Below are 16,796 nucleotides of genomic sequence, written 5' to 3'. Positions count from 1 at the left end.
CGGGCTTGTCAGGCGCGGGTCAGCCATCGCCGCCGCTCGGCATCGGTGACCGTCCGCAGGTCGTGGTCGAGTTCCAGGCGGGCGAGCCGGGCGCGATGCTCTATGACGTCATCGCCGAACGCCGCACGCGCGAAGGCACTGTTCTCGAAGGACGACAGGGCATCGGTGAGCGTGGCGGGCAGAGGGGCGCCGCCTGTGCGGTAGGCGTTGCCCATCTCTTCTGCTTCGAGGGGCAGCCGGCGTTCGATGCCGTGGTCCATGGCCGCCAGGACCGCGGACAGGGCCAGGTACGGGTTGGCGTCGGCGCCCGGTACCCGGATCTCCAGATGGAGTCCTTCACCGCGGCCGACGACGCGGACGGCACACGTACGGTTGTCCCGTCCCCAGCTGACAGTGGTCGGGGCGAACGAGCCAGGTGTGAACCGCTTGTAGGAGTTGACGTTCGGCGCGTAGAACGGGCCCAGCTCCGGCAGGCCGGCGAGCAGGCCGGCGATCGCGTACCTTCCGGTCGGGGAAGGCTCGAACTCATCATCAGGGGCGTGGAGTTGGCTGAGGTTCTTCGACCACAGCGACACATGCAGATGCATGCCGTTGGCCCGGCCGGTCTCGGGGGCGGCCATGAACGTCGGTGTCAGTCGGGCCCGTTGGCCCAGGGCTCGTACGGCGTGCTTGAACAGCAGGTGCTGGTCGCAGGCAGCCAGTGCGGGCCCGTAGGGGAAGGTCACCTCGACCTGGCCGGGGCCCGCCTCGGTTTTGATCGCCTCGACGGGCATGCCAGCCCCGGCGAGCGCGCGGTGCAGGCGGCGGAAGAACCGGTCGGAGACTGGATCGTGGTCGAGGGAGTAGTCCAAGTTCTCCGTCGATAGGGGCTGCAGGGCTTGGTATCCGGCCTGCTCAGCATCCATGTAGGTGCCCTTGTAGAGGACGAACTCGGTCTCGATCCCCGTCTTGGCGTGCAGGCCGTGCCGGGCCAACCGAGTCAGCTGATGCTGCAGGATCTGGCGGGGCGCGATACCGATGGGGGTGCCGCACTCGTGTACGGCGTGGCCGAGCACGACGACGGTGCGCGGCATCCACGGCACGATACGCAGGGTCGCCAGGTCCGGCCGCACCGTCAGGTCCTGATAGCCGGTCTCCCACGAGGTCAGTTCAAAGCCGTCCGCCGGGCTCATGTCGACGTCGGTCGCCAGGATGTAGGCGCACACCTCGGCGCCGTGATGCGCGACGCGCTGGAGGAAGTGACCGGCGTCGTACCGCTTGCCCTTCAACCTTCCCTGTAGATCGGGGACGGCGAGCAGCACCGTGTCGATGGCGCCCGACTTGACGAGGTTCCGCAGGTCGGACAGGGCGAAGGCTTTCTCGGAGCGCTCGCCGTGCTCGGGGACGGACGCGGCAGCCAGGCGTGCCACGGTGCCGTTGCCGCTCGTGGTTCTCGTCATCAGACGACCTCGTTTTCGTACGTGGCCGCCGAGCGGTCGAAGTTCTGGGCCGGCACTTCGTACGAGCTGCCCTGCTTCCGCCACCACGCCCATGCCAGCGCGAGGACGACGAGCAGAGCGATCGGCGCGTAGTTGAAGGTCTCCACGGACACCAGGCCGCCGTCGGCGGGGCGCGTCTGCGGCAGACAGAACAGCACCGTCACGAACACCACCCAGACAACGGCGATCGTGCCGACGGCCACGCCCCAGTTGCCGAGGTTCCAAGGGCCGGGCCGGAAACGATCTCGGTTCTTGACGCGCAGGTAGATCGGGATCGCGTACGCCGGGGTGATGCCGACCACGTTGATACTGGTGATCGCCGCGTACGCGACCGGGCTGTACAGGCTCGGCAGGGCCAGCACGGCGGCGCACACGACCGCCAGCAGCACGGCCATACGCGGAGTGCCGGTACGGCGATCGACCTGCCGCCACAGGTGCGAGCCCGGCAGCGCCCCGTCACGCGAGAACGCGAACACCATCCGGCTGGCCGCGGCGGTCTCGGCATTGCCACAGCACAACTGCGCGATGATCACCACCAGGAGCAGTGCCTTCGCCCCCGCCACGCCCAGGGCATCCAGGAAGATCTGGGCCGGTGGCACCCCCGTCGCCGTGCCCACGGTGCCCGCGTAGTCCTGGATCGCGAACGTGAGCCCGGCCAGCAGGACGAACCCGGCCAGCCACGACCAGCCGATCGCATGGATAATCCCGCGGGACGCGGACACCTGGGCGTCGGTGGTCTCCTCCGACAGGTGCGCGGAAGCGTCGTAACCGCAGAACGTGTACTGGGCCAGCAGCAGACCGAGCACCGCCGCGTAGAGGGGGCTCCAGCCGGTGTTGTTGACGAACTCGCCGAACACGAAGTCCGAGGACTGGTGGTGGGAGGGGACAATCGCCAGAGCGCCGACGATCACAGTGACGCCGCCGAGGTGCCACCAGACGCTGATGCTGTTGAGGATGCTGACCAGCCGGACCCCGAGCAGGTTCAGGGCCAGGTGCAGAGCAAGGATGCACAGGAAGATCACCATGATCTTGCCCGGCGTTGGCACGAATCCCCACTGCAGGTTGAACAGGGCGCCCGCGAACAGCGCGGCCCCATAGTCGATGCCGGCGATCGCCCCGAGCAGGCCCAGCAGGTTCAGCCAGCCCGTGTACCAGCCCCACTTCCGCCCGCCGAGCTGCTCCGCCTGGTAGTACAAGGCCCCCGAGGTCGGATAGGCCGAGGTCACCTCGGCCAGCGCGGCACCGATGAACATCACCATCGCGCCCACCACGACCCAGCCCCACAACATCACCGACGGACCGCCGGTGTTCAGGCCGAATCCGTACAGGGTCATGCAGCCGGACAGAACGCTGATGACGCTGAACGAGATCGCGAAATTCCCGAACGGACCCATCCGCCGGGTCAGTACCGGCTCGTAGCCAAGCTCCCGCAAGTACGCGTCGTCGGACTTACGAAACGACGCGCGATGACTGGCGCCCACACGAGACACAGGACCACCTCCATAAACTCAGTAAAAACAAGGCAGGGCAGGTTCATGCCAATCCGGGTTGGACGGGCACCCATCAGGGATGCGGTCCGGCACGCTGCCCGTGAGAGCGGGCGTAAGAGAAGGACTCGGCACGTGCTCGGAGCAGCAGAGCCTCTCCCGGGTCCGGACCGGTGACACCCTCGTGTACTGAGACCCACGGCTCCCGAGCCGCGTACGGACCCATCGCTGCGAACACTTCGGCCGCCTCCAGATACTGGCTCCCTGCCCACAACGCATATGCGAGACAGTTCAGATCGGCGACCGAACACAGTTCAGCGGGAATCTTGCGGAACCACTCGTAAAAGGCGCTCAGTGTGTAGCCGAGCGTCGAGTCCTGTGCCCACTGCTGACGCCACAACGGTTCAGCCCGGGATCGACGTCGCTGCTCGATCTGCGCGTACGCGGGCAGAAGCAGCAGCGGCGATCCCACTGGCCGCTGCGACGCCACCCATCTTGCGAAGTCGAAAACCGCGGCCAAGGAAGCACCCCCGGGTCCTTCAACGTCGAGCAGAAACTGCAGCACCCGGTGATAGGCCTCACGGTTGTACGGATCTCGCTGGTTGACCTCGTACAGCAAGCTCCACGGACCGTGCGGCAGCATGGGCTCGGCCGGCACGATGCGATGCTCGGAACGGACCTGTCGGGTGTCGATCTGCGCCAACGTCACGAGGCACACCCAAGGCAGGGGGTCGTACGGTGCACGGTTGGCGGCGAGCAGTGACTCACGTCTCGCCTTGGCCTCGAACTCCCAAGCATGGACGTGCTGTTGGCGATGCGCACGCAACGCGCGCTCGACGGCCACGCGCGCGCTCATCAGTTGCGCGTCGTAGCTGCCGGGCTCTTCGCTCAACCACACGCTGACCACGTCCGACCGAGCGGCAGCAACGGCCAACATTTGAGTACGCGACGTCCGCAGCGCCCAGTGAGTACCCGTGTCCAGCAGCAGCTTCTTGGCCGTTCGCCAGCGGCCCGCCTCAAGTTCCTCCAGAGCCACCCGCAGGGCATCGTCGTGACCAGCCGGGTGATACACAAGAGGCATCAAGAGCCCTCAAATCGCAAATGGTCACACCTCGAAGACCGGAAACCGCCGCCAATACTCGCCTCAAGGACGCGTGCAGCGCGATACAACCTGCGTTTTCGGTTAGGGGTCAATGTCATCAGAGAGCCTCGGGAGAATGAGGGAGGAACGGCACTCAATGGAAGAGGTTTGAGCCTTCAGCGCAACGCGGATTCGATGCGCGACCACAGAACGGGCCGACCTCAAAAACTAATCTGGCTGATCATCTCGGCAATTCCGGTGACGAAACGACTGATACTCGGGGCCATCGACGTACTCGCCAGGAAGAATCCGAACAGACTGCACACGATGGCGTGCGCTGCATTCAGTCCACTCTTCTTGACGAAAATGAAGACGAGAATGCCCAGGAGCACGACGGCGGAGATGCTAATGGCCACCGCACACCACCCAACGGCAGGGCGTTCCTGCCAGATAAGGTTCATGAGGTCGACCGTGGGGGGACAGCAGCGGGCTCGAGGACAGCGCTGTTCGTGTGGCGGAGGACAACGTGGACTCCGGGGGGGGGATCAACGACAGGTTCACGTTCCCCGTAGCGCGATGAGCATCAGGTAGACCGAATGATCACGCTCTCGGTTGGTTCGTCTCTACATCGCGCTGCGGGATCCCCACACTGGCGGCAAAACGTCCCACGTACACATTCCCAGGGTGATATCACTTGCGTGATTGCGGCTCCACCAGGGGTAATTGGGGCTGCAGTCGCTCACCACGGGGAGGCATGACGTGCGTCAGCAGTCGCTGCGAAACTGCGACCGTTGCGGCGGCCAGCTGAGCAGCTACAACACCGACACCCTCTGCTTCGCATGCGCTCGCTATCGGGTCCTAGAACAACACACCCCTCTTGTGCCGGAATACGTTTGGTTCGACCCAGACGTCCGCAGCGCGCTCGCCGCATGGGACTTCGGCCAAGCCAGCCGCCTCGTCCGCGAGAAGGCCGGCCTCCGGCAAGACGACATGGCCCAACTCACCGGCCTGAGCCAGGCGTTCCTGTCCATGCTGGAGGCAGGCGGCCGCCGCCTCACCAACATCGACAAAATCGTCGAGTTCCTGACGGGCCTGGACGTGCCTTCTGAACTCGTCCCACTCCCCCTTCCTCGGACCACAGCCCAAGCGTCGCAACCGTCCCCGCCCCAGTTCGCTGGTGACGCTGATCCGATCCTGCCCTGGACCACGGCCCGTATGGTGGCAGCACTGGAGACTGCGGTAGGAGGTAGCGCGATGGACCGTCGACGATTCCTCACCGCGAGCGGCATAGCGCTCACGGCCTTCGTGAATCAGTGGGACGCAGCCGAAGCCGAACCTCTTTACCGCGCGGCCGGGGGAAGCCGTCTCTCTCCCAGTCTGCTCAACGGACTCCAACGGACCACGGACAGCCTGCGGACCATGGACGCGAGCGATGGCAGTGGCACCCTCACCGCGCTGGGCGATAAGCACCTTCAGTTCCTCCAGCACCTCGTGGAGCAAACTTCGTACGACGAGGTGAGTGGACGGCAGCTCGCAGCGATCATCGCCGACACCGCCACCCAGGTGGGTTGGTTCGTCTTCGACTCCGGCCAACATGACCAGACGCTCGGGTACCTGTATGCCGCGCTCCGCGCGGCCAAGGCCTCGGGAGACATCCGACTCGGCGCCGGCGCCTTGTCCTACATCGCCATCCATGGCTACTCCACCGGAGCGCCGCATCACGCCGTCACAGCAGCACAACGAGCCCGGGAAAAGGTCAAGAATCTCGGCGTACCCGCCCTCGAAGCGATGCTGCTGACCCGGCAGGCCCGCGGCCACGCGAAACTCGGCGAGCGGCAAGCGGCCCTCGCCGCACTCGGACGAGCCGCCGAGCTCTGTGCTCAAGGACGCTCAGAGCACGATCCCCAGTGGCTGTACTGGATCAACGAGGGCGAGATCCAAGGACAGGCAGGCAGCTGCTATCTCGACCTCGGCGACCCCCGCAATGCCGTCGACAGCTTCACGAGGGCCCGGGAGGCACTCAACCCAGCGGACCACCGCACCAGGGGCCTGTTCCTCTCCCGCGCCGCAACCGCCCACGTCGAGCAGGGCGACATCGAAGCCGGCTGCGCCACGGCACACGAGGTCCTCGACCTCGCCGAGAAGCTTCAGTCGGCACGGTTCGACAGCCACGTCACGAGCATGATCCAACAACTCCAGCCCGTCGCCCACAGCCCGTACGCTCAGGACGTACTGGAGCGACGCGCCGCTGTGACGGCAGGAGGGAGCCGAACTTGACCAACGCCAGGCAGATCCTCGTTCTGTGGGACATCGACCGCACTCTGCTGTACGTCGGTGACATCGACCGGCAGGTGTACCGGGAGACCTTCGCCGAGATCGTCGGCCGCCCCGCGGAACGCCTTCCGGCCCGCGGCACCGGTGTCACCATGCCCCTAGCCATTCGATCCCTGCTCCTGGACAACGGCGTCCCCGAGGCAGACGTCCCCGGCCTGGTGCCGCGCATGGTGGAACTCCTGCCGCGGCGCCTCGCCGCACACACCGACGATCTGCGAGAGCAAGGCGTCCTCCTGCCTGGCGCCGTGGACGCCCTCAAAGCCGTGCACGCACTACCGGGCTGCGTTCCTACCGTCGTCACGGGAAACCTCAAGCCCAACGCGCTGCTGAAGCTCGAAGCCTTCCACCTCGACGAGTTCCTTGACACGGAAATCGGCGGATACTCCTCGGACGACGACCACCGCCCGGCTCTCGTCTCCGTCGCACAGGAGCGAGCCCAGGCCAAGTACGGAACCACCGCCTTCAGCCGCTCCAACACGGTCATCATCGGAGATTCCCTCGAAGACGTCCGTACTGGGCTTGAGGGTGGCGCTCCTGTGATTGGAGTCGCGTCCGGCAAGACCACTGCCGACGAACTCTCCACAGCCGGAGCCGACGTGGTCCTCGACAGTCTCGAAAACGTCCCACGGCTCCTGGACGCGATCGCCAGAACGGCCCTCGGCCGCGCCTGATCGCGGCTGCCCGCCAGCGCGCCTCAACTGCCCCTATTACATGAGTGATACCGGCATGCGCGCACCCCGCCTACGCTGTCGGGCGCGGACGAGAAACGGGGGTGCGATGCCAAGGCACGCTCGCGTATGCGCTGACTGCGGATGCCGCTTAAGCCAGTACAACGATGAGGACCGGTGTTCCGCGTGCGCGCGCGGCAGGCGTCTCGACACCCGCCTTCAGCCCCGCGTTCCAGACGCCGTCTGGCAGCATCCGGAAGTCCAGTCCGCCATCGCTGCCTGGGACTTCGGGCGGGCCAGCCGTCTCATCCGCGAGCGGGCAAAGCTCCGCCAGGGCGACATGGCCCACATGACGGGGCTCAGCCAGGGGTTCCTGTCCATGCTCGAAGCAGGAGCCCGCCGGCTGACGAACCTCGACAAGGTCGCGAGGTTCCTCAACGGCATCGAGACACCCGACGCCTTGCTCCCCCCACCGTTCCGTGAGCATCACGCAGCCCTTACGCCACTGCCGTTGCCGCACGCGGGACCACCCGCCGTCGATCTCCAGCTCGCAACCGGCGAGCAGGTAACAGACCTCCACGAGCTCGCGACACAAGCTGCGGCCCAGTCACTGCAGTTCGCGGAAGTGACCACGAAGAGCAACGTGAGCGACGTCGAGCTTGAGGGGCTGGAATCCAGGATCACCCGGATCGCGACGGACTACGTCCATGCTCCGCTGTACCCCCTCTTCCACGACCTGCTGACGACGAGAGACCAACTCTTCTCGCTGCTGAGCGGCCACCAACCCCCGCGCCAAACCCGCGAGCTGTACCTCCTCGCCGGCACGAGTTGCCTGCTCCTCGCCCACGCGTCACAGAATCTCGGCGACCAGGACTCCGCTGTCGCCCAACTCCAGACGGCCGGGACCCTCGCCGAGCATGCCGACCACGACGATCTCCGGGCATGGGTCAAGGGCACTGCGGCACTGATCGCAGAGTGGTCGACGCACCGGCACACCGCCCTCGAGTACACACAGCAGGCGATCCGATTCGCCCCCGTCGGCGAGACCCGGGTCAGAACCGCGGCGATCGGGGCCAGGGCCGCGGCACGCGTCGGAGACCGGAACACGGCCCTGGCAGCGCTCAAGGAACTTGAGCATGCCCGCGAGCAGCAGACAGACCCCAACGGACTCACCAGATTCGGGGGGTTGCTCACTTTCCCGGAAGCCAAGCAGGAGTACTACATCGGCGGAACGTACGCTCTCCTCGGCGAACACGAGAGGGCCGAGCAGCACGCTGCCGCCGCGATCGATCTGTACGAGATGGGCCCGAAGGAACAGCGGTCGTACGGTGACGAAGCACTGGCACGCCTCGACATCGTCACAGCGCGCATCACCGCTGGGGAGATCGAGGGAGCCGGCGAGCAACTCCAGCCCATCCTGGAGCTGCCGGTCGACCGCCGTATCCGACAGCTCGGCGACGCCGTGCAGGGAGTAGCTAGGCTTCTTGAAGAACCACGGTTCGCCCGGAGCCGGGTTGGTCGCGAGCTCGCCGACGCCACTCGCGGCTATCAGGTGATCGACACGAGAGCGAAGGCCCTCACCTCATGACAATGACGGTCTCTCCCGAGTCCGCCGCCCGCAAGGCCTGCCAGGCGTCAGGTCTGACAGACCGCTCCCTCGTCTCGCTTCACCACCACGCCACTTCCGTGTTCCTTCTTGCCACGGAAGGCGTTGTGGTGCGCGTCAGTCCCGCCTCACAGCAGCAACGCCTCGCGACCGCTGTCTCCCTGACGCGCTGGCTCGTCGCGAACGACTTCCCGGCGACAGAGCCTGTGGATGTACCCCAGCCTGTGGCATACGACCCATATGTCGTCACGTTCTGGCGTCACTACCCGCAACCTGAACACGGCGCACCTCCGCCCGGGCGGTTGGGCGATCTGCTGAGAACGCTGCATTCCCTACCGTCCCCGCCGGTGTCCCTGCCGCGGCACCAACCGCTTGCCTCACTCAAGACCACCGTGGAAGCCAGTACCTACCTGGCGTCGAACGAACGGGCGTGGCTCATGGAGCGCAGGCAGGAACTCCTCCACGCATACGAACAGCTGGATTTTCCCTTGGGGCACGGGCACATCCACGGCGACGCGTATCCGGGCAACACGCTCTGGGACGGCGAGGACGTCAGGCTCGGAGACTGGGACGAGGCGGCATTCGGCCCGCGAGAGATCGACTTGGCCAATACGTTCCAAGGAGTCCGCTTCGGGCGAAGCGTCGGACAACTGGATGATTTCAGCGAACGGTACGGCTACGACATCCGGCAGTGGTCTGGTCAATCGGTTCTCTGTGAAATCCGAGACCTTCACACACTCGGGTCCTTCATTCGACGTGCGGATCAAGGAGATACTGCTGCTGCCCAGCAGTTGTCGTATCGCATAGAGACGCTCAGAAACATGGATGCCCAAGCTCAATGGGGTGCCGCCTGAAAGAGCACAGAACTCTCGAAGGTCAGGCACCAATTCACGGAGCATTCATCGTGGCCACCATACCGACGATCTCGCGTGCGCAGCCCCACGACAGCGTGACGCCGCTTCCGCCGTGTCCGTAGTTGTGAAGCACGGTGATCCTTTTTCCGTGGTTCTCTGCCTCGACGCGCACTTCGGGACGAGTCGGCCTGGCCCCCACTCGGTGGGCGATGACGGGTGCTTTCGCCAGTTCCGGCCTGATCGAAGCACAGCGGTCCACAATGGCTCGAGCAGCTTTGGCATCGTCCTGCAGACCCGCCTCACCGTCGAGCGCGGTTCCGCCAAGTACCACGGTGTCGCCGTGCGGGTAGATGCAGAGGAGATCGGAAGACAGACCCGTGTCTTCGGAGAAGAACTCCGTGATGCCGGGGTTCTCCACGACCACGTGCTGACCCCGGATCGGTCGGACATCAAGGTCTCCAGCGAGATCCCCGCCTCGCAGACCGGCACAGTTAACGATCACGGAAGCATCTTCGACTTCGTCCAGTGAACAGACCGTCGCGTGCTGCACCGTCCCTCCTGCCTTCCTGAAGCGGCGGAGCAGGTACTCCAGGTAGACCGGCATATCGATGAGAGGCACTGTGAACCGGTAGCCGCTTGCGAAACCGGTGGGCAACTCGTCCGGTTCGCACATGCGGAAGTCGGGCAGCATCGTGCTCCACTCAGGCGCTGGCGTGGAATTGCGAGCCGCCTCGATCCCGCTGACCATGCGCACGCCGGTCGTGGGGTCGCCTGCGAGGCTTCGGAATTCGCTGAGCGAGGTGAGACTCCACTCGCGTACTCGTGCCCACGGTTCGACCAGGTACGGCCCCCACATCGCCCCAGCAGCGAGGGACGTAGGGCCGGGGACCTCCGCCGCCATCAGGCGTACGGACAACCCGGCTTCGAGGAGGGCAACACCTGTGGTCAGGCCAGAGACGCCCCCACCGACAACAGCGATTCTCGCGCCCACAGACATAGATCGACCGTAGCCTGCCGCCAGGTGCGGGCCCATCTGAGGCGGGGTGGACCGACGCTCAGGCCCGTTCCGCCTCTTCCGGTACGAGTCGGCTCGTGAAGCCGTCGCTACGCAACCGTTCGAAAGCCGCCGCCACGTCGTCGGGAATCTCCTGCTCGATCATGAACCCTTGTTGCGGGTACACCATGAGCCGCTGCTGGGCCCCCACCAGCATGTCGATGACCAGACGGGCATCCTGGATCGAATCGACGTACTCGGAGAGCGCCATGGGTGTGGAGGCGCTCACCCACTCGACATCCGGCCAGAGCTTTCGCGCCGTCGCGTAGGCCCGTCGCTCCTCGTACGGCTTGCTGACCAGCAGGACCGACGAGACGGGAACACGCAGTGCTTCGAGCAGAGCGCGGGAGAAGCGGATGTTCTGGCCCGTGTTCCGGGCCTTCGGTTCGACGATGATGGCGCTCTCAGGAACTCCGAGCGCCACCGCACGGTCCCTGTAGTGTTCGGCCTCACCTCGGGGCATCCGCTCACGCGTCGTACGGCTCGTTGCTCCGGTGAAGACGATGAGCGGCGCCATGCCACGGTGGTAGAGGTCCGCGGTCGTGTCGGCCACTCCCAGGTCGTGGCTGCCGAGTCCGATCGCCACGGAGCAAGGTCGCAGCTCGTGACCCATCTGCTGGAAGTCCCACAGCCGCCGGGCATCCGCCCATGCCTGCGTTGAGATCACTTGCTCTCGCCCTCCATGTTCGCCGAGGACCTGCTCCCCGCCGTTGCCCTCCGATGGGATCAGCCTACGTTCCAGATAACAGGCGCCCTCAGATGACGGTTCTCCTGTCCCGCGCGCTCACGCCGTGTGAAACTCGATCGGGCAGGCTGAGGGGAGCACGTCAATGCGGGGAATGACCGACCATCTTCCGTTCGGCAAGCGAGTCCGGTTCTACCGGAAACGCCGGGGCCTGAGCCAGCGGCAGCTCGGCGAACTTCTGGGACGCTCCGAGGACTGGGTGTACCGGATCGAGTCCGACCGCATACCGGTGAACAACGTGAAGATGCTCGCGGACCTGGCACACGCTCTGCGAGTGCACGTTGAGGATCTTCAGGGCACGCCGACGCTCTTGGACGACCGCGGTCGTCACGCGGCCAGCATCCCGGCGATACGCACCGCACTCATGCAGTCGCGACGGCTGGCGGGCTCGCTGTACGACGGCCGTGAAACCGTGCGCCTCGAACGTCTCTCCTTCGCAGTTGACGAAGCCTGGCGGCTCTTTCAGAATTGCCAGTTCGCACGCCTTGGAGAGTGCTTGCCCGGACTACTCGCGGACGCCCGGCTGGCCACACAGGAGCGCACAGCTGGCGCCGAACACGTCGAAGCACTCCGGTTGTTCGCACTGACCTGCCACGTGGCGGCGGTACTTCTACGAAAGCTGGGTGAGACCAACCTGGCCTGGACCGCTGTAGACCAAGGCGACATGGCGGCCGCAGAGTCGGAAGACCCCGCCACAATGCTCGCTCTGCGGCGAGGTGTCGCGCATGTTCAACTCGGCGCCGGCATGCCGGCAGAGGCAGTGAACGTCACCCTCGACGCGGCAGACGACCTCGAACCCGGTTGGTGGCGCTCCACGCCGGCTTCTCTCTCCTTGTACGGGACCCTGTTCCTCAACGGAGCCGTCGCAGCGGCCCGGATGCGGAACCGGGCGCTGGCAGATCACATGATGGGGAAGGCCCAAGAAGCAGCGGACCTGCTCGGCGGCGACTCCAACGCGATGTGGACCTCCTTCGGTCCCGGCAACGTAGAGATCCACCGGCTGGCGCTCGCCCTGGAATTCGAGGACGTCCAACTGGCCGTGGACGTAGCGCCGAGAGCCAGAGCGGCAGGATTGCCGGTAGAGCGACGAGGGCGGGCCCGACTGGATGTTGCCCGTGCCTATGCTGAGGCAGGGCGGACAGATGAGGCGATAGACCATCTCAAGCACGCCTACCGAACCGCTCCCGAGCAGATCAAGGCACACGAGTTCGCTCGGGACCTAGCTCGTCGGCTCCACAAGCGATCCCGCCGTCAGGATGTCCAGGACCTGGGCATGCGGCTCGGCGCGATCAGGTAGAGCCCGCTGTAGAGAGGTTCGTTGGCAGACCCGGAAAATTCCTCCGGGTCCGCCTCCCCATCGGCTCCTACGGTCGTTGCGACCAAGCCACTTGTACGGGGAAGCATCGGAGTGCCTGTGATCTATCGGCCGGATGATGGAGTCGGCCCCAAGAGCAGCAGTGCGGTGGTGCTCCGCTGGAGTCGCCATCCGCGCTGCGTCGGCCTTGCGCGTCGTGAACTCCGTAAAGTGCTTGGCGGTTGGGGCCTCGCAAGTATTGAAGACTCAGCTGTCCTCGTTCTCGCGGAGCTCTTAACCGACGCGGTACGCCACGGCAGTGTGCACCCGGGCGCAGAGATCGAGACGCGGTATCTGCGAGTACGAAGCGGCCTGCGAATCGAGGTGTCGGACACAGTCCACGAATTCCGCCAGTTGACGGCAAGTTCCTCGGAGCCAGACAGAGATCCCCGACTACGGCTCATAGACGCACTGGCCGACCGGTGGAAGATGAACGACACTTTCACGATCGGCACATCGGCGTGGGCAGAGCTCGACTTCCCGTCACAGACTGGTGCCCCCGATGTCGAATGATGCCGGCCATCGCTTTCCGCTCGCCTTAGCAGTTGACGAGGACACCCGCAGGATCCCGATACGCGCAGGCGCAACGGCGGTCGAGACGAGGGGCCGGGAGAGCAGCCCTTCGCCCTCATCCGCGACGGACACCGCTGAGCGGCATGCACGCCTGTGTCGATGGTGTCGACGACCTCTGAGCCGATACAACAACGAACCGTACTGCAGCGCTTGTTCGCGACACGTATCAGCTACCCCTTCGCCACCGCCCCAGGTGGTACCAGAGGTTTGGAAGCAAGTGGACGTCCGGGAAGCTCTCTGGGCCCGTGACTTTGGCCGAGTGTGCCACCTTGTGCGAATCGGCAGCTCACTACGCCAGAGTGATATGGCAGAGCTCACGGGTCTGAGCCAAGCCTTCCTGTCCATGCTGGAGTCAGGAGTACGAAGACTCACCAACATCGACAAGATCGTCGAACTGCTCGCAGGACTCAACACTCCGGCGGAACTCACAGGCCCCATGCTCCAACCGTCGACAGCGGAAGGCCGACCGTGCGGCCCATCACTCACAGGGAAGAAAGCGGGATGGCCAGCGTGACGCTCGGCCGGGTAGACCACTCCCAGCGACATCGAGATGGTGCTGTTCGCGTAGAAGGGAAGAAGGGCCTTTTGGTCACTTGCGTGGCCATGCCCGTCGGAAGGCGGCGCAGTTGGCTATTGTGCCCGGCACCCGAGGGTTCAAAAGAGATCGGCGAAGATAGTTGATAAGCCCGTTTGCCAGTTCGCACCGCCTTACGGCTCGCCGAGCCAGGCATCGATACCTTGCAAACCCCGTGTGAGGGACCTGGTCGGGCGCCCCGGACGACTGGATCGAAGCGCGGGGAGTGCGTGTCAGCGTCGAAGGATTGCAACTTAGCGTACTCACGTGATCCCGCGAATATCACCGCCGTGATATCACCCCCGAGATGTGCTCGCCCCGCGAATGCGGAGCACCCTCATCAGGGGCCCGAACTTCAGGCCTGCACAGCACGACGTTCAGATCCGAAATGCGCCGCGCCAGCGACAGGAGATGAGTGCCATGCCGACACCACGACGAAACAAGAACGATCACCTGCTCTACGCCGACGTCGTCGATTCCAAGCAGAAGGCCGGAGTCTGGATGGGCGAGCGTGACGCCTTCCAGGCCAAGCAGGCCGAGATCCTGGAAGCGGTGAAGGATCAAGCGGACTGGGTCCCGGTCGAGAACGCCATCCTGGTGGTCAGCACCGAGCCCGCCGGCATCACGATCATCGCCCCGAACCCGACCCTCCCCGGCGTGATCGTCCTCGCCGACGGAGGCTCGCCGGAGGCCTCAGCACAGCTGCAAGCCGCCGGCGAGGAGCTCGTCCGCAAGGTCATGGCCGAGCGTGGCATCCTCGAAGAGGAAGCCGCGTAACACAGGTGGTCACCTCACAGCTCCTGTGGGGGAAGTACATCCAGTACGTCCGGGATGGCGAGGGCGCCCTCCTCGACCCGGTCACGCTGGACAGTGTGTACCTCGACCGCGGGGAGGTCACCGACCTCTCCGCGGTTCCCCCGACCGCGACCCACAAAGCTCTCGCCGAGCTCGGCTTCACGCCCGACAGCCCTCGCGCTGATCAGCGTGAAGCACTCCATAACCGGCTCCACCAACTCGACCTGGATCCCGTCCCCGTACGGATCAGCGGCCTGCGCGTCGTCCTTACCGACGCCTGCAACATGAAGTGCAGCTACTGCTTCGTCGAGACCAACACCGGCAAGCCGGACATGACCGAGCAGGAAATCGCCGACGGCCTGACCTACCTCTTCGAGACGAACGCCGGTCGCGACGAGGTAGCCATCCAGTGGTTCGGCGGCGAACCGACGACCCGGTTCGACCTGATGCAGCATGGGGACACCCTCGCGGACTCTCTCGCCGCGCAGTACGACGTCAAACGGGTCCGCCGAACAGTCGTCACCAACGGGGCCCGCATCACCGACGCCATGATCGAGCACTTCGCCCGGTACGAGTACGGCGTCGGGATCTCAATCGACGGACCACCCGCCATCAACGCCGAGCACCGGCGGCTCCTGGGCGGGCAACCGGCCGACGGCCGGATTCGGCGCAACGTCCGCCGGCTCCTCGACGCAGGCGGCATCCACGTGGGCTGCAACCTCACCCCCACACCCGCGAACATCGGCCGCCTGGCCGAAACCGTCACCTGGATCATCGACGACCTCGGGTTGAAGTTCATCTACGCCAACACCCCGATACCCACCAGCGGACGCTGGACGGTCAAGGGCAGGGAGCTGGCCAGGGAGCTGTACCAAGCACGCCTCGTCGCCCTCGGGCGTGGCGGGATGATGTTCTCCGTCCTCGACCGGGCATTCCAGGCCCTCGACCGGCGCCGCCCCATGCTCTTCGACCACATCCAGAGCGACCGGACCCTGAACGTCGCCCTGCTGCCCGGCAACCGAGTCAGCCTCTGCGACATCAACTTCACCGCACCCTCCTTCCTGCACACCCTCGACGAACTGCGTGCGGACCCGAACCTGCTGGGCGGCATCGCCAAGCACGTCGCCCCCATCCCCGAGTGTGGCCAGTGCCCGGCTCTGGCGATCTGCGGGGGCCCCTCACGCAACGAACAACTCCTCATCGGCGGTGACCGGCCGGACCCACAGATGTGCGATTTCTACACGAGCACCGTGGAGATCGCCGTATGGGACAGCACGGGGGTGCAGTGAACACCGTCACCCACCCCGAGAGCCCACCCGCACGAGCCCGGCAGCAGTTCCGTTCCGCGCTCATCAGCACCTCCGGCCACTGCAAGATCGCCTGCGGATTCTGCTTCCGAGCCGACCGGGCCCACGGCTTCCTCGGCATCGCCACCTACACCCGGGCACTGTCCCGGCTGAAGGAGACCGGCGTCGAGGCGATCTGCCTGACCGGCGGCGAACCCGCGCACCACCCCGAACTACGCCAGCTCGTACGGCTCGCTCACCAGTTCGGGATTCCCGTGTCGATCGTCACCTCGGCCCGAGACCCCGACGACGTCGACCGGTTGGCCGACATCGCGCGCCTGCTCGCGAACGTCACCGTGTCCGCCGACTCGGCTGGTGCCATGGAACTCGGGCGCACCACCCGGTCCGTGGCGTCGGCGATCACGACGCTCGAGCAGGTCCCCACGGCAGAGAGAGTTCTCCACCTCACGTACTGGAAACTCACAGCCCAGGAGTGCCACGACGTCTACGAGCGCGTCCACAAGTCAGGAGTCCAGATCCAGCTCAGCCCGGTGGCACTCGACGACTCGGCACGACAGCGCGTCGGCTTCACCTTCTACAACTACCTGGCCCAGCAGCGGGAGGACGCCGACCTTCTCGGACGCTACTTCCAGCTCACCCCGCGGTTCCAGGAGTACCTCACCGCCCTGCGAGCCATGCATCTGTACCCCGAGCGACGGCCCTCCTGCGCGTCCGCGACGCTGTACGTGTCCGCAAGCGGCGAGATCCGCCTCTGCCCCTACGGCAAAACGGGGGTGAGCGTCCGCGCGCCCCGCGCGGAGATCAGTCGCTTTCTCCACGCCGAACCGCAGGACCGGACCACCCCAGAGTGCGCGGCCATCTGCCGCGCCGACGACACCCCGTGAGT

15 protein-coding genes are annotated in these 16,796 nt (G+C 65.6%); 9 read left to right on the top strand and 6 right to left on the bottom strand.

Annotated features, from left to right (window positions below):
* Window positions 1-8 precede the first annotated feature (8 nt).
* The 4 genes from P8T65_RS33395 to P8T65_RS33380 form a co-directional block, all read right to left on the bottom strand.
* The gene (locus P8T65_RS33395) at window positions 9-1,439 is read right to left on the bottom strand and encodes a glutamine synthetase family protein (RefSeq protein WP_316728913.1); all 1,431 of its coding nucleotides are present in this window, start codon (window positions 1,437-1,439) and stop codon (window positions 9-11) included.
* Entirely contained in the window at window positions 1,439-2,968 is a 1,530-nt protein-coding gene (locus tag P8T65_RS33390) for an amino acid permease (RefSeq protein ID WP_399101255.1), read from the bottom strand. The genes P8T65_RS33395 and P8T65_RS33390 overlap by 1 nt, the downstream gene beginning before the upstream one ends.
* 73 nt (window positions 2,969-3,041) lie before the next feature.
* Complete coding sequence (locus P8T65_RS33385) at window positions 3,042-4,001, bottom strand: hypothetical protein (RefSeq protein ID WP_316728912.1); 960 nt, start codon at window positions 3,999-4,001, stop codon at window positions 3,042-3,044.
* A 266-nt stretch (window positions 4,002-4,267) separates the two neighbouring features.
* Window positions 4,268-4,462: a hypothetical protein gene (locus tag P8T65_RS33380; protein WP_046914004.1), complete on the bottom strand. Its 195-nt coding sequence runs from the start codon at window positions 4,460-4,462 to the stop codon at window positions 4,268-4,270.
* Between the two features lie 343 nt (window positions 4,463-4,805).
* On the opposite strand from P8T65_RS33380, the gene P8T65_RS33375 reads away from it, so the two are divergent.
* Genes P8T65_RS33375 through P8T65_RS33360 form a run of 4 tightly spaced genes read left to right on the top strand, consistent with a single transcriptional unit; the run spans window position 4,806 to window position 9,508 of the window.
* Window positions 4,806-6,323 carry a helix-turn-helix domain-containing protein gene (locus P8T65_RS33375; protein WP_316728911.1) on the top strand — a complete coding sequence of 506 codons (1,518 nt, stop codon included), beginning with the start codon at window positions 4,806-4,808 and terminating at the stop codon, window positions 6,321-6,323.
* Entirely contained in the window at window positions 6,320-7,051 is a 732-nt protein-coding gene (locus tag P8T65_RS33370; protein ID WP_078907244.1) for an HAD family hydrolase, read from the top strand. Before P8T65_RS33375 ends, P8T65_RS33370 begins: the two co-directional genes overlap by 4 nt.
* 55 nt (window positions 7,052-7,106) lie before the next feature.
* The gene (locus P8T65_RS33365) at window positions 7,107-8,636 is read left to right on the top strand and encodes a helix-turn-helix domain-containing protein (protein ID WP_399103310.1); all 1,530 of its coding nucleotides are present in this window, start codon (window positions 7,107-7,109) and stop codon (window positions 8,634-8,636) included.
* Window positions 8,633-9,508, top strand: coding sequence for a phosphotransferase family protein (locus P8T65_RS33360; RefSeq protein WP_099964110.1), 876 nt, complete (start codon window positions 8,633-8,635; stop codon window positions 9,506-9,508). The genes P8T65_RS33365 and P8T65_RS33360 overlap by 4 nt, the downstream gene beginning before the upstream one ends.
* 34 nt (window positions 9,509-9,542) lie before the next feature.
* On the opposite strand, the gene P8T65_RS33355 is transcribed toward P8T65_RS33360, so the two are convergent.
* A complete protein-coding gene (locus P8T65_RS33355) occupies window positions 9,543-10,505 on the bottom strand; it encodes an FAD-dependent oxidoreductase (RefSeq protein ID WP_316728910.1) in 963 nt (320 codons plus the stop codon).
* A 58-nt stretch (window positions 10,506-10,563) separates the two neighbouring features.
* Window positions 10,564-11,229: a YdcF family protein gene (locus tag P8T65_RS33350; protein WP_099964112.1), complete on the bottom strand. Its 666-nt coding sequence runs from the start codon at window positions 11,227-11,229 to the stop codon at window positions 10,564-10,566.
* Window positions 11,230-11,401: 172 nt separating this feature from the next.
* Between P8T65_RS33350 and P8T65_RS33345 the strand changes: the two genes are divergently transcribed.
* The 5 genes from P8T65_RS33345 to P8T65_RS33325 all read left to right on the top strand — a co-directional run bounded on the left by P8T65_RS33345 (window position 11,402) and on the right by P8T65_RS33325 (window position 16,794).
* On the top strand, window positions 11,402-12,604 hold the full coding sequence (locus tag P8T65_RS33345; RefSeq protein ID WP_316728906.1) for a helix-turn-helix transcriptional regulator: 1,203 nt from the start codon (window positions 11,402-11,404) through the stop codon (window positions 12,602-12,604).
* A gap of 559 nt (window positions 12,605-13,163) precedes the next feature.
* Complete coding sequence (locus tag P8T65_RS33340; protein ID WP_316728904.1) at window positions 13,164-13,748, top strand: helix-turn-helix transcriptional regulator; 585 nt, start codon at window positions 13,164-13,166, stop codon at window positions 13,746-13,748.
* Between the two features lie 480 nt (window positions 13,749-14,228).
* Window positions 14,229-14,585 carry a hypothetical protein gene (locus P8T65_RS33335; RefSeq protein WP_046913998.1) on the top strand — a complete coding sequence of 119 codons (357 nt, stop codon included), beginning with the start codon at window positions 14,229-14,231 and terminating at the stop codon, window positions 14,583-14,585.
* A gap of 5 nt (window positions 14,586-14,590) precedes the next feature.
* Window positions 14,591-15,892, top strand: coding sequence for a radical SAM protein (locus P8T65_RS33330; RefSeq protein WP_237310485.1), 1,302 nt, complete (start codon window positions 14,591-14,593; stop codon window positions 15,890-15,892).
* Window positions 15,868-16,794: a radical SAM protein gene (locus tag P8T65_RS33325; protein WP_316728902.1), complete on the top strand. Its 927-nt coding sequence runs from the start codon at window positions 15,868-15,870 to the stop codon at window positions 16,792-16,794. The genes P8T65_RS33330 and P8T65_RS33325 overlap by 25 nt, the downstream gene beginning before the upstream one ends.
* Window positions 16,795-16,796 lie beyond the last annotated feature (2 nt).

Source organism: Streptomyces sp. 11x1, from assembly GCF_032598905.1.
In the GTDB taxonomy this organism is placed as follows: domain Bacteria; phylum Actinomycetota; class Actinomycetes; order Streptomycetales; family Streptomycetaceae; genus Streptomyces.
The sequence above is the reverse complement of the archived record's forward strand: the minus strand, read 5'-3'. Positions and strand labels throughout refer to the sequence as shown.

What these genes read in the sequence shown, in the direction of transcription:
- P8T65_RS33325 (WP_316728902.1), top strand. Translation starts at nt 15,868, where the DNA reads ATGGGACAGCACGGGGGTGCAGTGAACACCGTCACCCACCCCGAGAGC.
- P8T65_RS33395 (WP_316728913.1), bottom strand. Translation starts at nt 1,439, where the DNA reads ATGACGAGAACCACGAGCGGCAACGGCACCGTGGCACGCCTGGCTGCC.
- P8T65_RS33360 (WP_099964110.1), top strand. Translation starts at nt 8,633, where the DNA reads ATGACAATGACGGTCTCTCCCGAGTCCGCCGCCCGCAAGGCCTGCCAG.
- P8T65_RS33335 (WP_046913998.1), top strand. Translation starts at nt 14,229, where the DNA reads ATGCCGACACCACGACGAAACAAGAACGATCACCTGCTCTACGCCGAC.
- P8T65_RS33345 (WP_316728906.1), top strand. Translation starts at nt 11,402, where the DNA reads ATGACCGACCATCTTCCGTTCGGCAAGCGAGTCCGGTTCTACCGGAAA.
- P8T65_RS33365 (WP_399103310.1), top strand. Translation starts at nt 7,107, where the DNA reads ATGCGCGCACCCCGCCTACGCTGTCGGGCGCGGACGAGAAACGGGGGT.
- P8T65_RS33340 (WP_316728904.1), top strand. Translation starts at nt 13,164, where the DNA reads ATGTCGAATGATGCCGGCCATCGCTTTCCGCTCGCCTTAGCAGTTGAC.
- P8T65_RS33355 (WP_316728910.1), bottom strand. Translation starts at nt 10,505, where the DNA reads ATGTCTGTGGGCGCGAGAATCGCTGTTGTCGGTGGGGGCGTCTCTGGC.